The sequence below is a fragment of the Actinoplanes sp. NPDC051405 genome (genome assembly GCF_055586185.1).
In genome coordinates this window covers 1-17,300 of the sequence record NZ_JBVJIR010000010.1, presented here as the reverse complement: position 1 = coordinate 17,300, position 17,300 = coordinate 1, and the positions used below count along the sequence as shown (strand labels likewise).

At 72.3% G+C, this 17,300-nt stretch carries 13 protein-coding genes; 7 read left to right on the top strand and 6 right to left on the bottom strand.

Features of this window, described 5'->3' with window-relative positions; translation table 11 throughout:
* Positions 1 to 353 precede the first annotated feature (353 nt).
* Both ACZ6S4_RS21685 and ACZ6S4_RS21680 read right to left on the bottom strand, forming a co-directional pair.
* A complete protein-coding gene (locus tag ACZ6S4_RS21685) occupies positions 354 to 1,487 on the bottom strand; it encodes a hypothetical protein (RefSeq protein ID WP_465476660.1) in 1,134 nt (377 codons plus the stop codon).
* A gap of 107 nt (positions 1,488 to 1,594) precedes the next feature.
* On the bottom strand, positions 1,595 to 2,809 hold the full coding sequence (locus ACZ6S4_RS21680) for a cytochrome P450 (RefSeq protein WP_465476659.1): 1,215 nt from the start codon (positions 2,807 to 2,809) through the stop codon (positions 1,595 to 1,597).
* A gap of 211 nt (positions 2,810 to 3,020) precedes the next feature.
* Here ACZ6S4_RS21680 and ACZ6S4_RS21675 point away from each other — a divergent pair, with 211 nt between their 5' ends.
* Positions 3,021 to 5,399, top strand: coding sequence for a M48 family metalloprotease (locus ACZ6S4_RS21675; RefSeq protein ID WP_465476658.1), 2,379 nt, complete (start codon positions 3,021 to 3,023; stop codon positions 5,397 to 5,399).
* Positions 5,400 to 5,594: 195 nt separating this feature from the next.
* Complete coding sequence (locus tag ACZ6S4_RS21670; RefSeq protein ID WP_465476657.1) at positions 5,595 to 6,086, top strand: hypothetical protein; 492 nt, start codon at positions 5,595 to 5,597, stop codon at positions 6,084 to 6,086.
* Here the strand turns inward: ACZ6S4_RS21670 and ACZ6S4_RS21665 are convergent.
* From ACZ6S4_RS21665 to ACZ6S4_RS21655, 3 genes are read right to left on the bottom strand one after another with little or no spacing between them, the layout of a single operon-like run.
* Complete coding sequence (locus tag ACZ6S4_RS21665) at positions 6,075 to 7,199, bottom strand: helix-turn-helix transcriptional regulator (protein WP_465476656.1); 1,125 nt, start codon at positions 7,197 to 7,199, stop codon at positions 6,075 to 6,077. The genes ACZ6S4_RS21670 and ACZ6S4_RS21665 overlap by 12 nt on opposite strands.
* 58 nt (positions 7,200 to 7,257) lie before the next feature.
* Entirely contained in the window at positions 7,258 to 8,499 is a 1,242-nt protein-coding gene (locus ACZ6S4_RS21660) for a hypothetical protein (protein ID WP_465476655.1), read from the bottom strand.
* A 10-nt stretch (positions 8,500 to 8,509) separates the two neighbouring features.
* Positions 8,510 to 9,154, bottom strand: a complete 645-nt coding sequence (locus tag ACZ6S4_RS21655) for a hypothetical protein (RefSeq protein ID WP_433725655.1) — start codon at positions 9,152 to 9,154, stop codon at positions 8,510 to 8,512.
* Between the two features lie 298 nt (positions 9,155 to 9,452).
* On the opposite strand from ACZ6S4_RS21655, the gene ACZ6S4_RS21650 reads away from it, so the two are divergent.
* The 4 genes from ACZ6S4_RS21650 to ACZ6S4_RS21635 all read left to right on the top strand — a co-directional run bounded on the left by ACZ6S4_RS21650 (position 9,453) and on the right by ACZ6S4_RS21635 (position 14,491).
* Positions 9,453 to 12,929: a sensor histidine kinase gene (locus ACZ6S4_RS21650; RefSeq protein ID WP_465476654.1), complete on the top strand. Its 3,477-nt coding sequence runs from the start codon at positions 9,453 to 9,455 to the stop codon at positions 12,927 to 12,929.
* Positions 12,930 to 13,346, top strand: a complete 417-nt coding sequence (locus tag ACZ6S4_RS21645; protein WP_212989688.1) for a roadblock/LC7 domain-containing protein — start codon at positions 12,930 to 12,932, stop codon at positions 13,344 to 13,346.
* 214 nt (positions 13,347 to 13,560) lie between these two features.
* Entirely contained in the window at positions 13,561 to 13,911 is a 351-nt protein-coding gene (locus ACZ6S4_RS21640) for a DUF742 domain-containing protein (protein ID WP_360555403.1), read from the top strand.
* Positions 13,892 to 14,491, top strand: a complete 600-nt coding sequence (locus ACZ6S4_RS21635; protein WP_433725659.1) for a GTP-binding protein — start codon at positions 13,892 to 13,894, stop codon at positions 14,489 to 14,491. The genes ACZ6S4_RS21640 and ACZ6S4_RS21635 overlap by 20 nt, the downstream gene beginning before the upstream one ends.
* A gap of 16 nt (positions 14,492 to 14,507) precedes the next feature.
* Here ACZ6S4_RS21635 and ACZ6S4_RS21630 read toward each other — a convergent pair whose 3' ends face one another.
* Complete coding sequence (locus ACZ6S4_RS21630; protein WP_465476653.1) at positions 14,508 to 16,220, bottom strand: BTAD domain-containing putative transcriptional regulator; 1,713 nt, start codon at positions 16,218 to 16,220, stop codon at positions 14,508 to 14,510.
* A 166-nt stretch (positions 16,221 to 16,386) separates the two neighbouring features.
* Between ACZ6S4_RS21630 and ACZ6S4_RS21625 the strand changes: the two genes are divergently transcribed.
* Entirely contained in the window at positions 16,387 to 17,193 is an 807-nt protein-coding gene (locus tag ACZ6S4_RS21625) for a hypothetical protein (protein WP_465476652.1), read from the top strand.
* The last annotated feature ends 107 nt before the right edge of the window (positions 17,194 to 17,300 follow it).

The following is a 17,300-nucleotide window of genomic DNA, read 5'->3' as shown; positions in this document are numbered from 1 at the left end:
GCTCTGCGGTGGGTCCCGCTCAGCGCGGCAGGGTGCTGCTCTGCGGTGGGTCCCGCTCAGCGCGGCAGGTGCTGCTCTGCGGTGGGTCCCGCTCAGCGCGGCAGGTGCTGCTCAGCGGTAGGTCCCGCTCAGCGGCCGGTGCCGCCCAGCGGTGGGACCCGCTTCGTTGCAGGACCCCGCTTCGCGGGAGGTCGCCCTGCGGCAGGACCCAGCCCGCTCGGCGGTAGTACCCGGCCGCTCCGCGGTGAAGCCCACCAAGGCCCGTCGCTTGGCAACCACCACCCAACTGCGGTCCCGCCGCTAACCTGCGGCGACCGAGGAGCCAATCCAAGCCACCCCAGCCGGCCAGGGCGTCAGCCGATCCGCTCGACCAGGGCGACGTGGTCCTTCGCCGGATCCGAAACCGCACCAACTCCCCAGAACGCCGACGTCCCAGGAATGTTCTCCACGGCCGAAAGGAACGGATCCGCCGCCCAGAACGGATCGCCGGCCCGGACCTTCGGCCCGTAGACCACACTCCACTTCTTGCCCTGGTACCGCAGGAACAGCGACCCCGGGTACGACACCCCGTACGGCTCGCTCGGGTTGCTCCCGGTCACCCACAGATTCCCCGCTGCGTCGCCGCCGACAGCCCACAGATTGGCCGATTCGGTCGGTGCGGCCACGCGCCGCCACGAGACGCCATCCCAGTGCATGATCAGCGGCTTCGGTCGAGACGAGTCGTACTCGATCGTCCCGACCGCCCACGCGTCGGTGGCCGAGCGCGCGTACACACCGGTCAACCGTGCACTGGGCACCTTCGGCAGCGCCGCCACCCGCCAGATGTCGCCGGTGCGCTGCACGATCAGGGGTTCCGGGTAACCAGCGTTGTCCACATGCCACGAGCCGACCGCGAACGCAGCTCCACCCGGTGCAGTCGCCACCGCCTGCAGGCCGCCGCTCCAAGCGTCACTCCCAGGCACGACCACCTCGTGCAAACGCTGACCGTCCCACTCCATGACGAGAGCGCCACCCGCACGCCGGGCGCCGACGACCAGCGGCTTGCCGTTGCGGGCCGCCACGTCACTGAACCGGCCCTGATCAGCCACTGGATAGCCCCGCCAGGCCGTGCCGTCCCAGCGAGCCGCGTACGGCAACTGCCTGTCGTCCTGCCCGACCGCCCACACGTTCGAGGAATCCACCGCGCTCACCGCCTCCGGTGAGTCGAACGGCGCGGGCAGGAGGCTCTCCGACCACGTCCTGCCGTTCCACCGCACCAGCGCAGCCGGCTGGGCCGGAATGCGCCCGTACGCGTTGTCCTGATATCCCACCGCCCAGGCGTCAGCCGAACCGGTCGCGCTCACGTCGACCAGCCGGCTCGCCGGTTTCAGTGGCGGTTCCGCCGCGATCCGCCAGGTCGCCGCCGCCTCGGCCGGCACCGCACCGGCCAGGCTGACGGCGATCGCACCGACCACTGCCACCACCGGCGCACCCCTCATCGCCCCCATGGACATCTCCCTCGATAGGTGGAATGCCCATCAGCGTCACAGCTGTCGATGGTCGGCGCGAGGTGTGCGGCATGGCCGTAAGGACCTCGTAAGAGATCCCTCGTCGTTCACGGAACTACGATTTCCACGTCGCTGGCCGGTCGGGCCGGGATGCGGCTCAGGTTGATGCTCAGGTCCTGCGGTGGCAGGTAGTAGTCGAGCTGGGCCAGCCGTTGCACCAGGGTGCCCAGCAGGGCGACCGTGATCCGTTCGCCCGGGCAGCGGTGACCCGTGCGGGGATCGCCGCCACCCTGCGGGATCAGGTCGAACTCGCCGATCGGCCGGTCCACGAAACGCTCCGGACGGAATTCGTACGGCTGAGGGAAGAGCAGGTGGTCATGGTTCTGGCCGTAGACATCGAGCAGCACCAGGGCGCCCTTCGGGATGCGCTCGCCGGCGAAGATCAGGTCGGCGATCGCCCGTCCGCCGAGGAACGGGGCGAACGGATAGAAGCGGCGCACCTCGTGCACGAAGGCCGCGGTGAACTCGTGGTCGCCGTCCCGCAACGGGCGGCGGTGCTGCGGCCAGCGGTCCAGGGCGTGCGCGCTGAACGCGACGAACCACGCGACCGCCGTCGCCGGACGGATGATGTTGATCAGTTCCACGGCTGCCGTACGGGGCTTGAGCGGCTCGCCGTCCTCGCGGAAGTGCGCGATCGTGGTGATCGCCGCATCGGCCGGTGCGATGACCTCGCCGCTGCGTACCCCCTCGATCTTCTGGGCCAGCCAGCGCTCGCGCCGGCGGCGGGCCGCCAGGGCGCGCCAGTGCCGTGGGCCCGGGGTCGCGAAGCCGTCCACCATCGCGACCAGGTCGGCGGCCAGTTTCGGCAACTCGGCGTCAGTGACCGGGATGCCGGCCCACCGGGTCACCGCACGGGCGATGACCAGGGCGGACTCGTCGAAGAGAGTCACCGACGGCCGGCCGCGCCAGCTCTCCGCCGCCTCGTCGAACGATTCGCCGACCAGCTTGGCCAGCACGTCGATGCCGTCGTTCATCAGCAGCGCGACGAACAGCGCCTTGCGGTGCCGGTGCGCTTCCCCGTCGAGCGTGTGCACCGCGCCCTTGCCGAACAGCGTGGCCACGACCGGGTGCGGCAGGGCAGTGTGCCGCTCGATGTGGCTCTCGTCGTAGAAGAACCGCACGGCCTCCGGTCCGCAGATCGCCACCGCCCGCTGGCCCAGCACCCGCAGGCGCACGGGCCGGTCGTGATGCCGGCGGCGAAGATCGGGCAGCCAGGCGTAGCCCTTGATGCCGGCCACGAGAGTCTGATCGAGGTCAGTCATGCGGTCGTGGATCCCCACGACGCCGCCGCCGAAACGGCGGCGTTGTGTCACCGGCGTGATCGTCCCGAAATCTTCCTTAAATCTTCTTACCGGTACGGCGGGCCGACACGCCGGATCCGCGCACGTCACCGCCCTTGTTCGGGGCTCAATCGTGACCGTCCGGCGGAGCGGCGGCCATGGCGTTGTCGTAGGCCGGCCCTAGGCTAGCCGCGTGCAGAAGAGGGTGCTGGCATCGGCGACCGCGCTGGCCGGGTTCCTGCTCGTCGCGGCACTGCAGCTCGCGCTGGTCGTGGTGCCGGTCCTGCTGCTGCTCTCGATGCTGCCGGGCGCTGCCGCGCTGCGCCTCGGCGTCCCGGTCTGCATCGCGACGGTCGGCGTGATGGCGTACGCGACCTGGCGCGCCCTGCACACGCGCCGCCCCGAGCCGGTCGGCATCCCGGTGACCCGCGCGGACGCCCCGCGCCTGTGGGAGCTGCTCGACGGTGCCGCGGCAGCCGCGGGCACCCGTACCCCCGACCGGGTGACGATCGTCGCCGACGCGGCCGCGAAGATCATCGAGCGCACCCGCCTGCTCGGCCTGCTCGGCGGCCGCCGCGACCTCTACCTGGGCCTGCCCCTGCTCCAGGCGTGGGACGAAGCACACCTGCGCGCGGTCGCGGCCCACGAGCTCGGCCACTTCTCGCCGCGGCTGGGCCGCCTCGCACCCCTGGCCTACCGCGGCCGCGTGGCGGTGGGCCGGACGGTGCCGCGCATCCCGCCGCGCAATCCCGCCGGACCACTGCTGCGGACGTACGCGAAGTGGTACCGCCGGATCGACGCACCGTTCAGCCGGGCCCAGGAGCTGACCGCCGACCAGATCGCTGCCGAGTACGCCGGCCGTGCCGCCGCCACCGCAGTGCTGCGCGACCTGCCGGCGCTGGACGCTTTGCAACAAATCTTCCACGCTGAGTATCTCGGACCGGGCTGGCAGGCGGGGCACGTGCCGGACGACCTGTTCGGCGGGTTCCTCCGGGTGCTGGCGGCCCGGGCGGACGACGTGGCGGTGCTGCGTGCCCGCGACCCAGGAGTGCCGTCCACTTGGGACACCCATCCGCCGGTCAACGAGCGGCTCGCGGCACTGAGCGCGGCCCAGGTTGTCACGCCACGAACGCCCGGCGCTGACGAGCGAGAGTCGGAGTTGGTCGGCGCGGCGGCCTCGACCTCCAGCGCCTCGATGACCACGGCCGGGCTGAGCACGGGCGGGCCGGTTACTGCAGGTGGGCCGAGCGCCACTGGGTCGGGCGCCGGGGTCGGGCTCAACGCCGGCGAGCCGTCTACTGCAGGAGGGCTGACCGCTAGCGAGCCGGGTGCCGGCGGCGGATCCGGCGCCATTGGGCTGGTTGTTGCAGGCGGGCCGAGCGTCGGCGGGCCGAGCGCTGGAGGTGGATCGAGCGCCGAGGGCCGGTCGAGCGCTGGCGGTTCGGAAACCGACGAAGCCGGGAAGCCGGTGGATTCGCCCGTTGCGGCGGTGCGCGAGGACGCATCGCCGGATCCGGCATCCAGCGGTTTGTCCGTCACCCCAGGCCGGCCGAAGTCGCCGACGGGATCTTCGGCCGCCGCGTCCGAGCTCGATGTGGAAGCTGCGTCCGAGCCCGACCAGGCAACGATCGCGCCGGTCGGCGTGGACGATGCGCAACCGGCCGGGTTCGAGCTCGGCGCCCCGGCCGGAGACCTGGTGCCCGACCTGCCCGGACTCGGGCGGGCGCTGCAAGGCGTCGCCTTCCCCGCCCAAGGCCGCACCACCGTCGACTGGGACTCCTTCTTCGGAGCCGCCCGCACGGTCGAGATGCAGCGAGAGGCCGACGCCGCCCTGGCCACCATCTCCCGCGCCGCCGCCGTCCCCGTCGTGACGGCCGCCGATGTCCTCGACCTCGCCGCCGACGGCCGGCTGCACAAGGCCGCCGAGTCGGTCTTCGCCGGCCTTCCCGCCGACGAGACCGCCGCCCGCGTGGCCGAGCTCGTCACCCTCCTGCTCGCCCTGGCCGCGCTGCGCAGCGGGGCCGCCCGCTGGCGGCACAGCTGGACCGGCAACGCCGAGCTCATCGCCGCCGACGGCGCCCACCTCGACCTCGGTGGCCTCGCCGCACTGGCCAGTGACCCCGCGACGGTCGCCACCGCCCGGGAGCGGCTCGCCGAGCTGCGCATCGATCCCGCCGCCGTGGCCGGCGCTGACACCGCACAGACCCGGCCCGAGGTCGTCGGCGGCGTGGTCAACCTGATCATCGACGGTGCCCGGACCGACCTGCTGATCGTCGACACCGGACTGTTCCTCGTGCCCGGTCTGCCCCGTTCCCAGAACGGCTCGGCCAAGCGCCGACTCGCCCGGTTCGCGGCCGCCGATGTGCCGCAGCGCGACGAGACCGCGCCCGGCAGCCGGTTCGTGCCGTTCGCCGAGGTGGCCGGCGCGACCCGGACGCGGCGCCGCAGCTGGGATCTGAGCCTGCGGGACGGCGGGACGCTCAGCGTGCGGACGGCGCTGGACTCCGACGAGTTGCCGGGTGGCTGGGCGGCGCTCGACGACGCCGTAGCGTTCCTGTCCCGCACCAGATAGTTCGCTGGCCGGCTGAACTGTTGATCGTCGGCGTCCGTGGTGAAGAAAGAGACGTCATTCCGACGGGATGAGTCACGAACTTGTCACCAGGGGTCATCATGGGTGCCATGTTCGTTTGCTTACCCTTCGCCGAATTGGGTAGATGAGGGCCACTCGAAGCGGCGATGATCGTCACTGACAGGGGGGAGGGGCGCTATGGAACGGGGACCGATGGCGCTCTTCGGGGCCATCGTCGCGATTGGCCTCGGACCGGCAATGTGGCTCGGCGTGCAGTTCGGTCAGGTGACGTTGTCGCCTGAGCGTCCGCCCGCCGTGACATCCGTGCAGAACGACGTGGAGGCGCCCCGCGGCGGTTCCGGTGCGGGCGACGCACCGACAGAGGCCGAGGCGATCCGTACCGAACCGAAGTCGAACACCCAACCGCTCACCCGGACCAAGAACGCCCGCCCGGCCACGACCAAGTCGCCGTCGCCATCGCCGTCCGATTCGGAGACGCCGCCGACGTCACCGACCGACCCGGCCTCCTCGGAGACGCCGGATCCCGGTGGCAACGAGACGACCCCGCCGACGGAGTCGTCGACCCCGCCGGACGATCCGCCGCCGGACGACGAGGACCCGGACGTGCCGCCACAGCCGCCGACCAACCCGCAGACCGAGCTGACCGCGAACGACGCCTCACTCGTCTGACGACTGATCCACCCGGAGCCCGGGCCCGAGCGGCCCGGGCTCCGCGCTGTCCGAGGAGCCGTCGGAGAGACGGTCCGAGCAAGCGGCGGAGTGACCATCCGAGGAAGCGGAGGAAAGGGGAGCTGAGGAGAAGGGAGCGGCGGAGAGATAGGTGCGGCTCAGGCCGCGGGCCGTCTCCGCGAAGCATTCCCGCAGCTCCGGCGGATCCAGCACCTCCGCCTCCGCGCCCAGCTTCAACAACTCGATATGCCCGTGCCGCACCGATTCGATCGGCACCGTCGTGGTCAGCCACCCGTCGTCCCCGGCCGGCCCCGCGCAGGCCCGGGCCGTCCGCGCCATCTCCGGCGGGAAAACGTACGCCATCCGGTTGAGGGCCTCGGTCGTCATCCGTACGGTGGCCTGCGCCCGGTAGACGCCGCGCTCGTACTGCTCGGTCCACTCCTGCCAGAACCGCGCCAGATCAAATCCAGCCGGTCGGTGGGCCGGCTCGTCGAGCAGTTCGGCGTCGAGGATGTTCACCACCCGGTACGCCGTGATCCGCTCCCTGGACCCGGCCACCAGATACCAGCGTCCCGCCTTCAGCACCACGCCCAGCGGAGACAGTGTCCGCGTCACCTCGCGAGGCGCCTTCCAGCGCCGGTAACGCACCTCGATCATGCGGGCCCGCCACACCGCGTCCGCCACCGTGGCCAGGTGCGGGGTCGGCTCGTCGGCGCGGAACCAGCCCGGCGCGTCCAGGTGGAAGCGTTCGCGTACCCGGTCCGCCCGGTCCGCCAGCTCACCCGGCAGCGCCGCCCGCAGCTTGAGCTCCGCGGCCGCCAGGACCGAGCCGAGGCCGAGTTCCGCAGCCGGGCCCGGCATCCCGGCGAGGAAGAGCGTGCCGGCCTCGTCGCCGGTGAGGCCGGTCAGCCGGGTGCGGTAGCCGTCGAGCAGCTGGTAGCCGCCGGCCGGGCCGCGGTCGGCGTAGACCGGCACGCCGGACGCGCCGAGCGACTCGACGTCGCGGTAGACCGTCCGGACCGAGACCTCGAGCTCGTCGGCGAGTTCCTGGGCGGTCATCCGCCCGCGGTTCTGCAGCAACAGCAGCAGGGAGAGCAGCCGGGACGCGCGCATCCGCCCAGCATGGCACCGGCCGCGTGCGGTGAGCACGCGGCCGGGAGGCGGGACGGGGTCAGAGGCTGAGGATGCGGTTCAGCATGTCCCGGTATCCGCGCAGCTGCACCCGCAGCTGCTCGGTGTCCTCGGTGTCGTTGTTGAGGCCTTCGCGCTGCGAGCGCAGGCTGGCGGAGAGCTTCTCGACGGCCTCGTCGACCAGCTTGGCGGCGTCGCCGGCGGCGTCCTTGGGGCTGTCGACGAAGCGCAGCTGCACGTCCCGCCACCGCTCCTGGAACGTCCGGGCATCGTCCTGGTCGAACAGGCTGCCGGACTTCTCCGCCGTGCCGGCGGAGGTCGTAGCCGCGGCAGCGGAGGTCGTAGCGGCAGCGGCAGCGGCGACCGGGACGGCCGCTTCGGCGGGCGGCGTGCTGTCGATGGGCGTACCCGTGGCCGGGTCGACGGCCTTGGGATCGTCGAAACCACCATCGTCCTTGAGCGGGGCGGCGTCGGCGGTGTTGCCGTCCGAGGCGGTGCTCTCGAGGGGGGTCTCGGTGGCGGGGTCCACGGCCTTGGGGTCGTCGAAGCCGCCCTCGTCCTTGAGTGCGGCGGACGTGGCCGGGGCCTGGTCGTCGAAGGTGGTGACCGAATCATCCCGGTTGCCGTCCCCGTCGAGGTCGGCCGTGTCCGAAGTGTCCCGGTCGGGGAGGGCGCCGGACCGGGCGGAGACCGCGCCGGGGCCGGTGCTGCTCGTGTCGTCGAGCGGAACGTCCACCACGTCGTCGGGATCGGTGCGGTCGCGCCCGTCGCGGGTGTCCTCGGCCGTCCAGGTGGCCGGGACGGTGTCAGGGGCGGTGACCGTGCCGTGGCCGGGGTGCGGGTCGGTGGCGGAGGTGACCACGCCATCGCCCGGGGCGACGTTGGCGTCGTCGCCGACGCCGGTGTCGGCCGCCGAGTCGCGGTCGGTCGCGTCCCACCGGTCGTTGGTCGGGTTGGCCATGGCCGACGCCGCCACCGCGCCGCCGACGGTGGACGCGCCGAAAGCGGTCGGCTGCGGGCTCGGCTCGTGGAACGGCGGCGGGTCGGTGTCCTCGCGGCGGGTCACGTCATCGACCTCCTGGTCCACGACACCGTCCCGGTCACGGTCGGCTGCCGTGCTGTCGGCTGGGTTGCGGTCGTCGGCTGCGGGCGGCGTGTTCGACCACGGCGACGGCGGCCGCTGGTTCGGTACGGCTACCGGCTCGGACCGTACCCGCTCGGGCCCGTCGTCCTGGGCCTGGTCATCGCTGGACTCGCGCGCGTCGTTGGAGAAGAAACGCATGGTCGGCTCCTCAGCGGCTCGTGGCGTCGGGACGGGAGCCCGCGACGTCGCTGTCGTGGTTGTTGATCTGCTGGTTGGGGACCTTGGGCTCGTCCGCCGGGGTGCTCGCGCCCTCGCTGCGGACCGGGTTCTCGCCGAGCAGATCGGCGAAGAGGGCACGGTAGTGGACCAGCGCCTGCCGCAGGTCCTCGGTGTCCGCCTGGCCGCTCTTGCTGCGCTCGCTGATGGCGTGGGCGTCGCGGTAGTGCTCGAGCGTGCGGGCGTGCTCGACGGAAAGGGTGGCGAGCTGGTCGTCGTAGTCGCCGGTCGGGTAGCCACGCTCGGCGATGAGCCGGGTGGTCAGCTCGTCGGCGGTCGACACGGCGGTCTCGGGTGCGTCCACGAACTGGATCTGCACCTCTTCCCAGGCCACCGAGTACTTCGCCTTGGACTCGGCGGACAGCGGCTTGAGCTCGAGCTCGGCGTGCCGCTTCTCGCGCTCGCGCAGCTCACGCTCGGCATCGGTACGGCTGTCGGCGTCGGCGACGACGCGGTCGTACTCGGGGCCGAAGGTCTGCTGCAGCTTCTTGCGGCGGCCGGCCCGCACCGCGAGCAGAATCGCGGCGACGATCACCAGCACGACGATGATCAGGACGATGGTGAGCCAAGCGGACATGGCGTTCCTCCTTCTTCATCCGGAGGTATGCCCACTCAACCAGGGTCATCAATCCGATTCCAGGTGCCGGGGTGAAATCCTGCTCGCGTGTGTCGTGAGCGCGGGCCCGGACCGCTTCGACCGCTTCGCGGGTGCTTTGTGGAGATCCATGGCACACCGGTGAGGTGGCTGGGAGCGCATCCATTCCGTATTCTGCCGGAGGCGCACGCAGCACCGATGTCAACGGCGGTCAATCCCTCGTCCGTGGTCACCCGGTCCAGCGTGCCGACGGTCCTGTAATCCCCTCGGGCGGAGTCTGATGCGAACCCGCAACTGGTCGATCCGTTCGAAGATCATCGCGCTGGCCGCGGTCCCGCTGACCGCCCTGCTGGCGCTGTGGGTCTTCGCCACGGGCGTGACCGCCGGCCCGGCGATGAAGTTGCTCTCGGCGCAGACCCTGGTCGACAAGGTCGGCTCACCCGGCGAGCGGCTGCTCGGTCAGCTTCAGCTGGAACGCCGGCTCTCTGTCGCGTACCTGTCGGACGACCAGGCCGTCCCGCCGGCGCTGGTCGCCCAGCGCGCCTCGACCGACCGCGCGGCCGCGGATTTCCGCCGCTCGGCGGGCAGCGCCGACGCCCAGGACGCCGCCGACGACGTGCTGCGCACCCGCATCCGGCAGCTCGTCTCCGACCTCGACGGCCTGAGCGAGAACAGGCAGCACATCGATCGCCGAGAGGTCGACGCGCTCGGCGCGCAGAATCTCTACAACAGCATGGTGGAGTCCGGCTTCCGGATGTTCGTCGCCACCGCGGCCTTCGGCGACGAGCGGATCGACCGCAAGATCCGCGCGGTGGTCACCATCGCCCGCGGCCAGGACTATCTCAGCCGGACCAACTCCCTGGTCGGTGGCGCGCTGGCGGCCGGCGAGCTCAGCGCGCCGGCACGTAACGATCTGGTGCAGGCGATCAGCATGTCCCGCTTCCTGCTCGCCGAGGGCGTCACCGACCTGCCCGCGCAGGACCGTACGGCATACCAGAAGCTCAGCACCGGCGCGTCGTTCAGCCGGCTCAGCGAGCTGCAGGACGAACTGCTCAGTGACAGCCGGCCCGGCACCGCGCTGCCGATCACCGCGGCGGAGTGGCGGCCCACGTTCGACACCGCGACCCAGCAGCTGACCGCGTTCGAGGTCAACGCCGTCGCGGCGCTGCCCGGTGACGCCCGGCCGGTCGCCGTGGACGTGCTGGTCCGCCTCGGCCTGGCCGGCCTGCTCGGCCTGATCGCCTTCATCATCTCGATCATCGTGTCGGTGCGGGTCGGCCGATCCATGGTCGGCCGGCTGACCCGGCTGCGCGGCGAGGCCCTGGAGATGGCCGGCGAGCGACTGCCGACGGTGGTCAAGCGCCTGCAACGCGGCGAGGCCGTCGACGTCGAGGTCGAGACGCCACCCCTGGAGTACGGCCGGGACGAGATCGGTCAGCTGGGCCGCGCGTTCAACGAGGTCCAGCGCACGGCCGTGCAGTCAGCGGTCGAGGAGGCGAACGTCCGCCGCGGCATCAACGAGGTCTTCCTCAACATCGCCCGGCGCAGCCAGACCCTGCTGCACCGCCAGCTGGCCCTGCTGGACAAGATGGAACGGCGCGAGACCGAGCCGGACGAGCTCGAGGACCTGTACCGCGTCGACCACCTCGCCACCCGCATGCGCCGGCACGCCGAGGACCTGGTGATCCTGGCCGGCGCCGCCCCGGGCCGCGGCTGGCGCAACCCGGTGCCGGTGATCGACGTCGTCCGCGGCGCGATCAGCGAGGTCGAGGACTACAAGCGGGTCGACATCGTCTCGGTCGAGTCGTCGGCGGTGCTGGGCCGGGCCGTGGGTGACGTCATCCACCTGCTGGCCGAGCTGCTGGAGAACGCGGCGTCGTTCTCGCCGCCGCAGACCCGGGTCCAGGTGGTGGGCCAGGTCCTGCCCAACGGGTACGCGCTGGAGATCGAGGACCGCGGCCTGGGCATGTCCCCCGAGGCGCTCGCCGAGGCCAACCGCAAGTTGCTCGAACCGCCGGACTTCGATCCCGCCGACAGCGCCCGGCTGGGCCTGTTCGTGGTGGCCCAGCTCGCCGACCGGCACAGCATCCGCGTCTCGCTGCGACCCAGCGGCTACGGCGGCGTGACCGCGGTCGTGCTGATCCCGGGCGAGCTGGTCACTACCGGCCAGGGCCAGGTCGCACTGCCGGCCGGCCCCACCCCGCCGGACAACTCCTGGGACAGGCCGCTGGTCGGCACGGGCACCGAGGACCCGGCCCGCAGCTCCCTCGGGGCCCTGCAATGGCAGGGCAGCGAGCCGGTCCGCTCGATCGCGATGACCGGCCGCCCGGTGACCATCAACGGTACGGCGACCGCGGGCCCCGAGCTGACCGACGACACCGTTCAGCCTGGAGCGGACCGCCACGAACCGGCCACCGCGACGGGCGCGGACGTGGGCGATCCGACCCGGCCGCTGAGCAGGCACACCCTCGGTCTGTCCGACACCCCGGCGACCGAGCCGGCCGAGCCGACCGAGCCGGCCGGGACGTTCGGTGGCCCGGCGCCCAGCGCGGTCGTGGACGGGCTGACCGAGGACGGGCTGGTGCAGCGACGGCGCACGAAGCCTCGGCGGGGGAGCGGTCAGCGGGCGGCCCCGCCGGCCATGCTGCCACCCAACCTCACCTCGCCGGACGGTCTCTCCAGCGCGCCCGGTTCCGCCGCGCCCGGTTCTTCCGCGCCTGGTTCTTCCGCGCCTGGATCGGCCGCGCCTGGTTCTCCGGCGCCGGGTTCGGCTGCTGCTGGACCTGCCGTGCCTGGCTCTCCCGCGCCGGCCACCCCGGCGCGGCCGGCGTCGCTGAGCTCGGACTTCCCGTCCGCCGGCAACGGCCGGACAACGACAAACGGCGGCGGTCTTACCGGCGCGGGCCTCAATGTGCCGGGTGTGGGTGGCCCGGCTCTCGACGGTCCCGGTATGGGCGGCTCGGCCTTGGATGGTCCCGGCGTAGGTGGTCCCGCTCTGGACGGCCCGGCCCTGAACGGCCCGGCCCTGAACGGCCCGGCCCTGAACGGCCCGGCCCTGAACGGCCCGGCCCTGAACGGCCCGGCCCTGAACGGCCCGGCCCTGGACGGTGGCGGCCTGAGCGGGCCCGGCCTGAACGGGCCCGGCCTGAACGGGCCCGGCCTGAGCGGGCCCGGCCCGGATGGGCTGAGTCCCGACGGCTCGCTCCGGCACGGTGAGGGTCCGGCGATGCTGGGCACTCCGCCGCAGGTGCCGCCGCGGATCCCGTCACCCCGGATCGCCCCGGACGCGATGCCCGGAGCCCCGAAGGCGATGCCCCCGGTCACCCCGAAGGCGATGCCCAAGGACGCGCCGGCCGACGAACAGTCAGCTGACGAGGCCGACGAGCCACTGCTGCCGCGCCGCGTCCGTCAGGCCAGCCTCGCCCCGCAGCTAAGGGGACCGGTCGCCGAGCAGACCGCGGCCCCGTCGCGCTCACCGGAGCAGGTCAGGTCCCTGATGAGCGCGCTGCAGCAAGGCACCACCCGAGGCCGGCGCGAAGCGGCCGGCCTGACCGACGCGGCGGCCGGCAGTGCACCGGCCGGTAGGGCAAGCAATGGTCCGGAAACTGACAAACAGCAGACGGTTGGGGAGCCGATGTGGTCCGAGGCGGCTACCGTCATTTTCCCGGCAGTGCAGGACCCGGTGGCGGCCGGATCCGACAACAGCACAGACAACGCGCCCGAAAATCACGAGAACCGGCCGGATAAGGACGCATAAGTGGGATACACGACAAACCAGAGTGCCAACCTCACCTGGCTGCTCGACGATCTGATCGAGCGAGTGCCCTCCGCGCAGCAGGCTGTGGTGCTGTCGGCGGACGGGCTCATGATGGGCGCCTCGGCGGCGCTGAGCCGGGAGGACGCCGAGCACCTGTCGGCGATGGCGGCGGGCTTCCAGAGCCTGGCCAAGGGCGCGAGCCGGCACTTCCGGGCCGGCCCGGTACGCCAGACCGTGGTCGAGATGGAGGACGCGTTCCTCTTCGTCACGGCCGCCGGGCTGGGCGCTTGCCTGGCGGTGCTCGCCGCCAGCGACGCGGACCTGGGCCTGATCGCGTACGAGATGGCCATGCTCGTCACCCGGGTCGGGCAGACGATGGATGCGCCGGAACGGCCCGCCGGGTCCGATGCCCGCTGACCGACCGGCCTCGAACGACTGGGTGGGCCGGGACGGGGGTCCGATGCCCGCTGACCGACCGGCCTCGAACGACTGGGTGGGCCGGGGCGGGGGTCCGATGCCCGCTGACCGACCGGCCTCGAACGAGTGGGGCCCGGCGCCGGCGGGACCGCGGGCGTCGCACACCTGGGAAGGCGGGCACCGGGCCGACCCGCTGCGGGCCCCGCACGACTGGATGGATCAGGATGCGGGCCCGGTGGTCCGGCCGTATGCGGTCACCCAGGGCCGGGTCGCCCCCTCCGGCGGCGAGTTCGACCTGGTCGCCTTCGTGGTGGCGACCGTGCCCGACGCCCCGCCGGCACCGTCGCTGCAGCCGGAGCATCATGCTCTGGTCGGCGCGGCGTGGGAGCCCACGTCCGTCGTGGAACTAGCCTCCAAACTGGACCTCTCCATCGGGGTCGTCCGGGTCCTGCTGGGTGATCTACGCTCGGCGGGATTGATTTCGCTCTACGAACCCCCCGCGGCCTCTCAGCCGCACGACGTCGACGTACTCAAGGCGGTTGTCAATGGACTCCGTGCGCTCTGACCGAGACGGCACGCGCTCGCGTATCCCGGTCGCGCTCAAGATCCTCATCGCCGGCGGGTTCGGTGCGGGCAAGACCACCATGGTCGGCTCGGTCAGCGAGATCCGGCCGTTGCAGACCGAGGAGGTGCTGACCGGTGTCGAGGGCGCCGACGACACCTCGGGCATCGAGGAGAAGCGGACCACCACGGTCACGATGGACTTCGGTCGCATCACGATCACCGAGGACCTCCAGCTCTACCTGTTCGGCACGCCGGGGCAGGACCGTTTCTGGTTCCTCTGGGACGAGTTGTCGCAGGGTGCGCTCGGTGCCGTCGTGCTGGCCGACACCCGGCGGCTGGCGGACTGCTTCCCGTCGATCGACTATTTCGAGCAGCGTGGCACGCCGTTCGTCGTGGCGGTGAACTGTTTCGACTCCGACCGTCGCTTCGGCGCGAAGGCGGTTGCCAAGGCGCTCGACCTGGACCCCGATGTGCCGGTGGTGGAGTTCGACGCCCGGGAGCCGCTGGCCGCCCGCAACGTGCTGATCGAGCTGGTGGAATACGTCGCGCGCCGGCAGCTGCTGGCGGCCGGCGCCCGCTGAGGTCGCCGGCGCGGCGTCATCCGTAGTGCTGCGCTGAGGGGTACGGGGACGGCCAGCCGCCGGGCGGGGTGCCGTGCTGCGCGACCGGCAGGCAGATCAGCTTCGAGGAGAGCCGGTTCACCGCGCGCATCGGCAGCACGCCGCGGATGACGAGGTCCTCGGGCTGGGCATAGGGGCCGCGGTTGAGCCGGTCGATCACGATCCCGTGGGCCTGCTCCGAGCTGATCCCGGGCAGCCGGGCCAGCTCGTTGCCGGGCACGTGGTTCACGTCGACCAGGCCGCCGTCGTCGAACGCGCGCATCAGGTCCGGGCGGCCGATGCCGAGGCTGCGGGCCCGTTCCGGGTCGAAGGTGGCGAACTGGCGGGCCTGGTCGCGCAGGGTGCGGCTGCGGGGGCTGTCGCCCGGGTGTGACGCCAGCACCGCGCCGTGCACCGCCGAGGCGATGGCGATCCCGGCGAACATCGTGAAGGCGATCCACTCGGTCGGGTTCAGGTCGGGACTCTCCACCGGGCTCGGATTCGATGCGGCGATCACGAAGGCCACCACGAACAGCACCGCATAGCCCAGGGCGAAGAGGAACTGGCGTCGCTCCTGGCGGCGGATGCCCGCGTACACGAAGTAGATCCAGCTGCCGAACGAACAGATGATGATCGGCAGCACGGCGGCCATGATCACCTCGCCCACCGGGAACCGTTTGCGGGGCGGCGCGTACGCGGGCGGCGCCGGCGGCGCCAGTCCCCAGGCTGCCGCGCCGATGGGGTATCGCGCCGGGCCGGGCGCGGGCCGCCGGTCCGGCACCACCTCGGTGACGTCCGGCGGCACGTACTGCTGCACGTAGCCGCCGGGTGGGGCGACCACGGCCGAGGCCGCGGGCCGGGCGTTCTCCGGCGAGGCGCGCGGCGCCGGGATGTCGTCGCTGTCGGCCCACGGATCGACCGGCTCGGAGTAGAACGGCTCGCCGCGCAGGATCTTTCGGTGCGTCTCCTGCATCCGTTCGCCCGGCTCGACGCCGAACTCCTCGAGGAAGTAGGCCCGGGCGTCGCGGAACGCGGCCAGCGCCTCGGCCTGCCGGCCGCCCTGGTGCAGCGCGATCATCAGCTGCGCGCGCAGCCCCTCGCGCAACGGGAACTGCTCGACCAGCCGTACGAGGTCCGGCATCAGCCCGGTGTGGTTGCCCCGGGCCAGCTCGATGTCGGCCCATTTCTCCCACGCGGTGGCCCGCGCCTCGGTGAGCCGGGTGCGGGCGGAGTCGAAGGCGGGCCCGGTCAGCCCGGCGAGCGCTTCGCCCCGCCACAGCTGCAACGCCCGGCGCAGGGTGTCGGCCGCCTCGGCGAGCTGCCCGGCCTTGCGTTCGGCGGTGGACTGGGCCAGGCCGGCCTGGAACCGGTCGGCGTCCAGGGCTCCCGCGTCGACGCGCAGCACGTACCCGCCGTTGGCCAGAGCGATCAGCTCGCCCGGGGTCCGCGGCGAGCGGTCCGGCTCCAGCACCCGGCGCAGCCCGGCCACGTATTTCTGGACCACATTGGAGCCGTTCTCCGGTGGCTCGTCACCCCAGACGGCGTCGACGATCTGGTGGGTCGGCACCGGCCGTCCGGCGTTCAGCAGCAGCACGGCGAGCACCGCACGCTGCTTCGCCGGCCCGAGATCGACCTCCTCGGTGCCGCGCAGAGCGCGTACGTCACCGAGGATCTCGAACCGCAGCGCGGGGTCCGACGGTGTTCCGGTCACCGCGATACCCCCCTTGAGCAGCCCGTACGGGAAACGGCAGCGGAACGGCAGCCGGCAGCAGCATAGCGGCAGCCCGGCGGCAGCACTGTCACCCAGGCTTCACTGCGTCAACTCGACATGGCGGACCGGCCGGGCCGGCCGCCGCGGGAGAGAAAGCGATGACGTGATGAATGTTTCTGAGGCTCGGCTGGCTGGTCTGGGTGTCCTGCTCGCGGTGAGTGTCGCGGCCGGTGGCTGTGGTGTCGCGGACGCCGTCGAGGACGCGGCGGCGCCCGCGTCGGCCAAGCCGCTCGCCCCGCGGGACGCGCTGCTGAAGTCCCTGCCGGACGCCTCGACCGGCAGCTTCCGGTTCGAGATCGAGGACGGGGAGGCCCCGGCCGAAGGGGAGTTCGACGCGAGCAAGCAGAGCTACCGGGTGGGCTTCCGGTACAAGGAACCGGATGCGGGCTTCACCCTGCACTCGGACTACCTGGTGGTGAAGAAGCAGTCCTGGATCAAGATCCGCTTCACCGGTACGGAGGGACTGAGCGGTCTGCCCAAACTGCCGAAGAAGTGGATGCTGCTCGACCCGGCCAAGGTCAAGTCCAAGGACGTCCCGGTGGCCTACGACAACGAGACGGACCCGGGCGAGGCCGGTGTGGTGCTGCGGGCCGCCGTCGACGTCCAGCAGACCAGCGCCGGGCACTTCGCCGGCACGACCGACCTGACCCAGTTCGGGGACTCGTCGGTCGTCGAGCCCGCCCGGCTGAAGGCGCTGGGGGACCAGGCCAAGGCGGTGCCGTTCGAGGCGACGGTGGACGGCGAGGGACGGCTGACCTCGACGGTCGTGCGGATCCCGGCCGCGGGCAAGGCCAAGGCCAGCAGCTACGAGATCACCTACGCCGACTACGGCAAGACCCCCACGCCGGTCCCGCCGGCCGCGGACGATCAGCAGCCGGCGACCAAGGCCGCCTACGAGCTGATCAACGCCTGAGGTACGGGGGGCAGGGGGGGGGGGGGGGGGGGGGGGGGGGGGGGGGGGGGGGGGGGGGGGGGGGGGGGGGGGGGGGGGGGGGGGGGGGGGGGGGGGGGGGGGGGGGG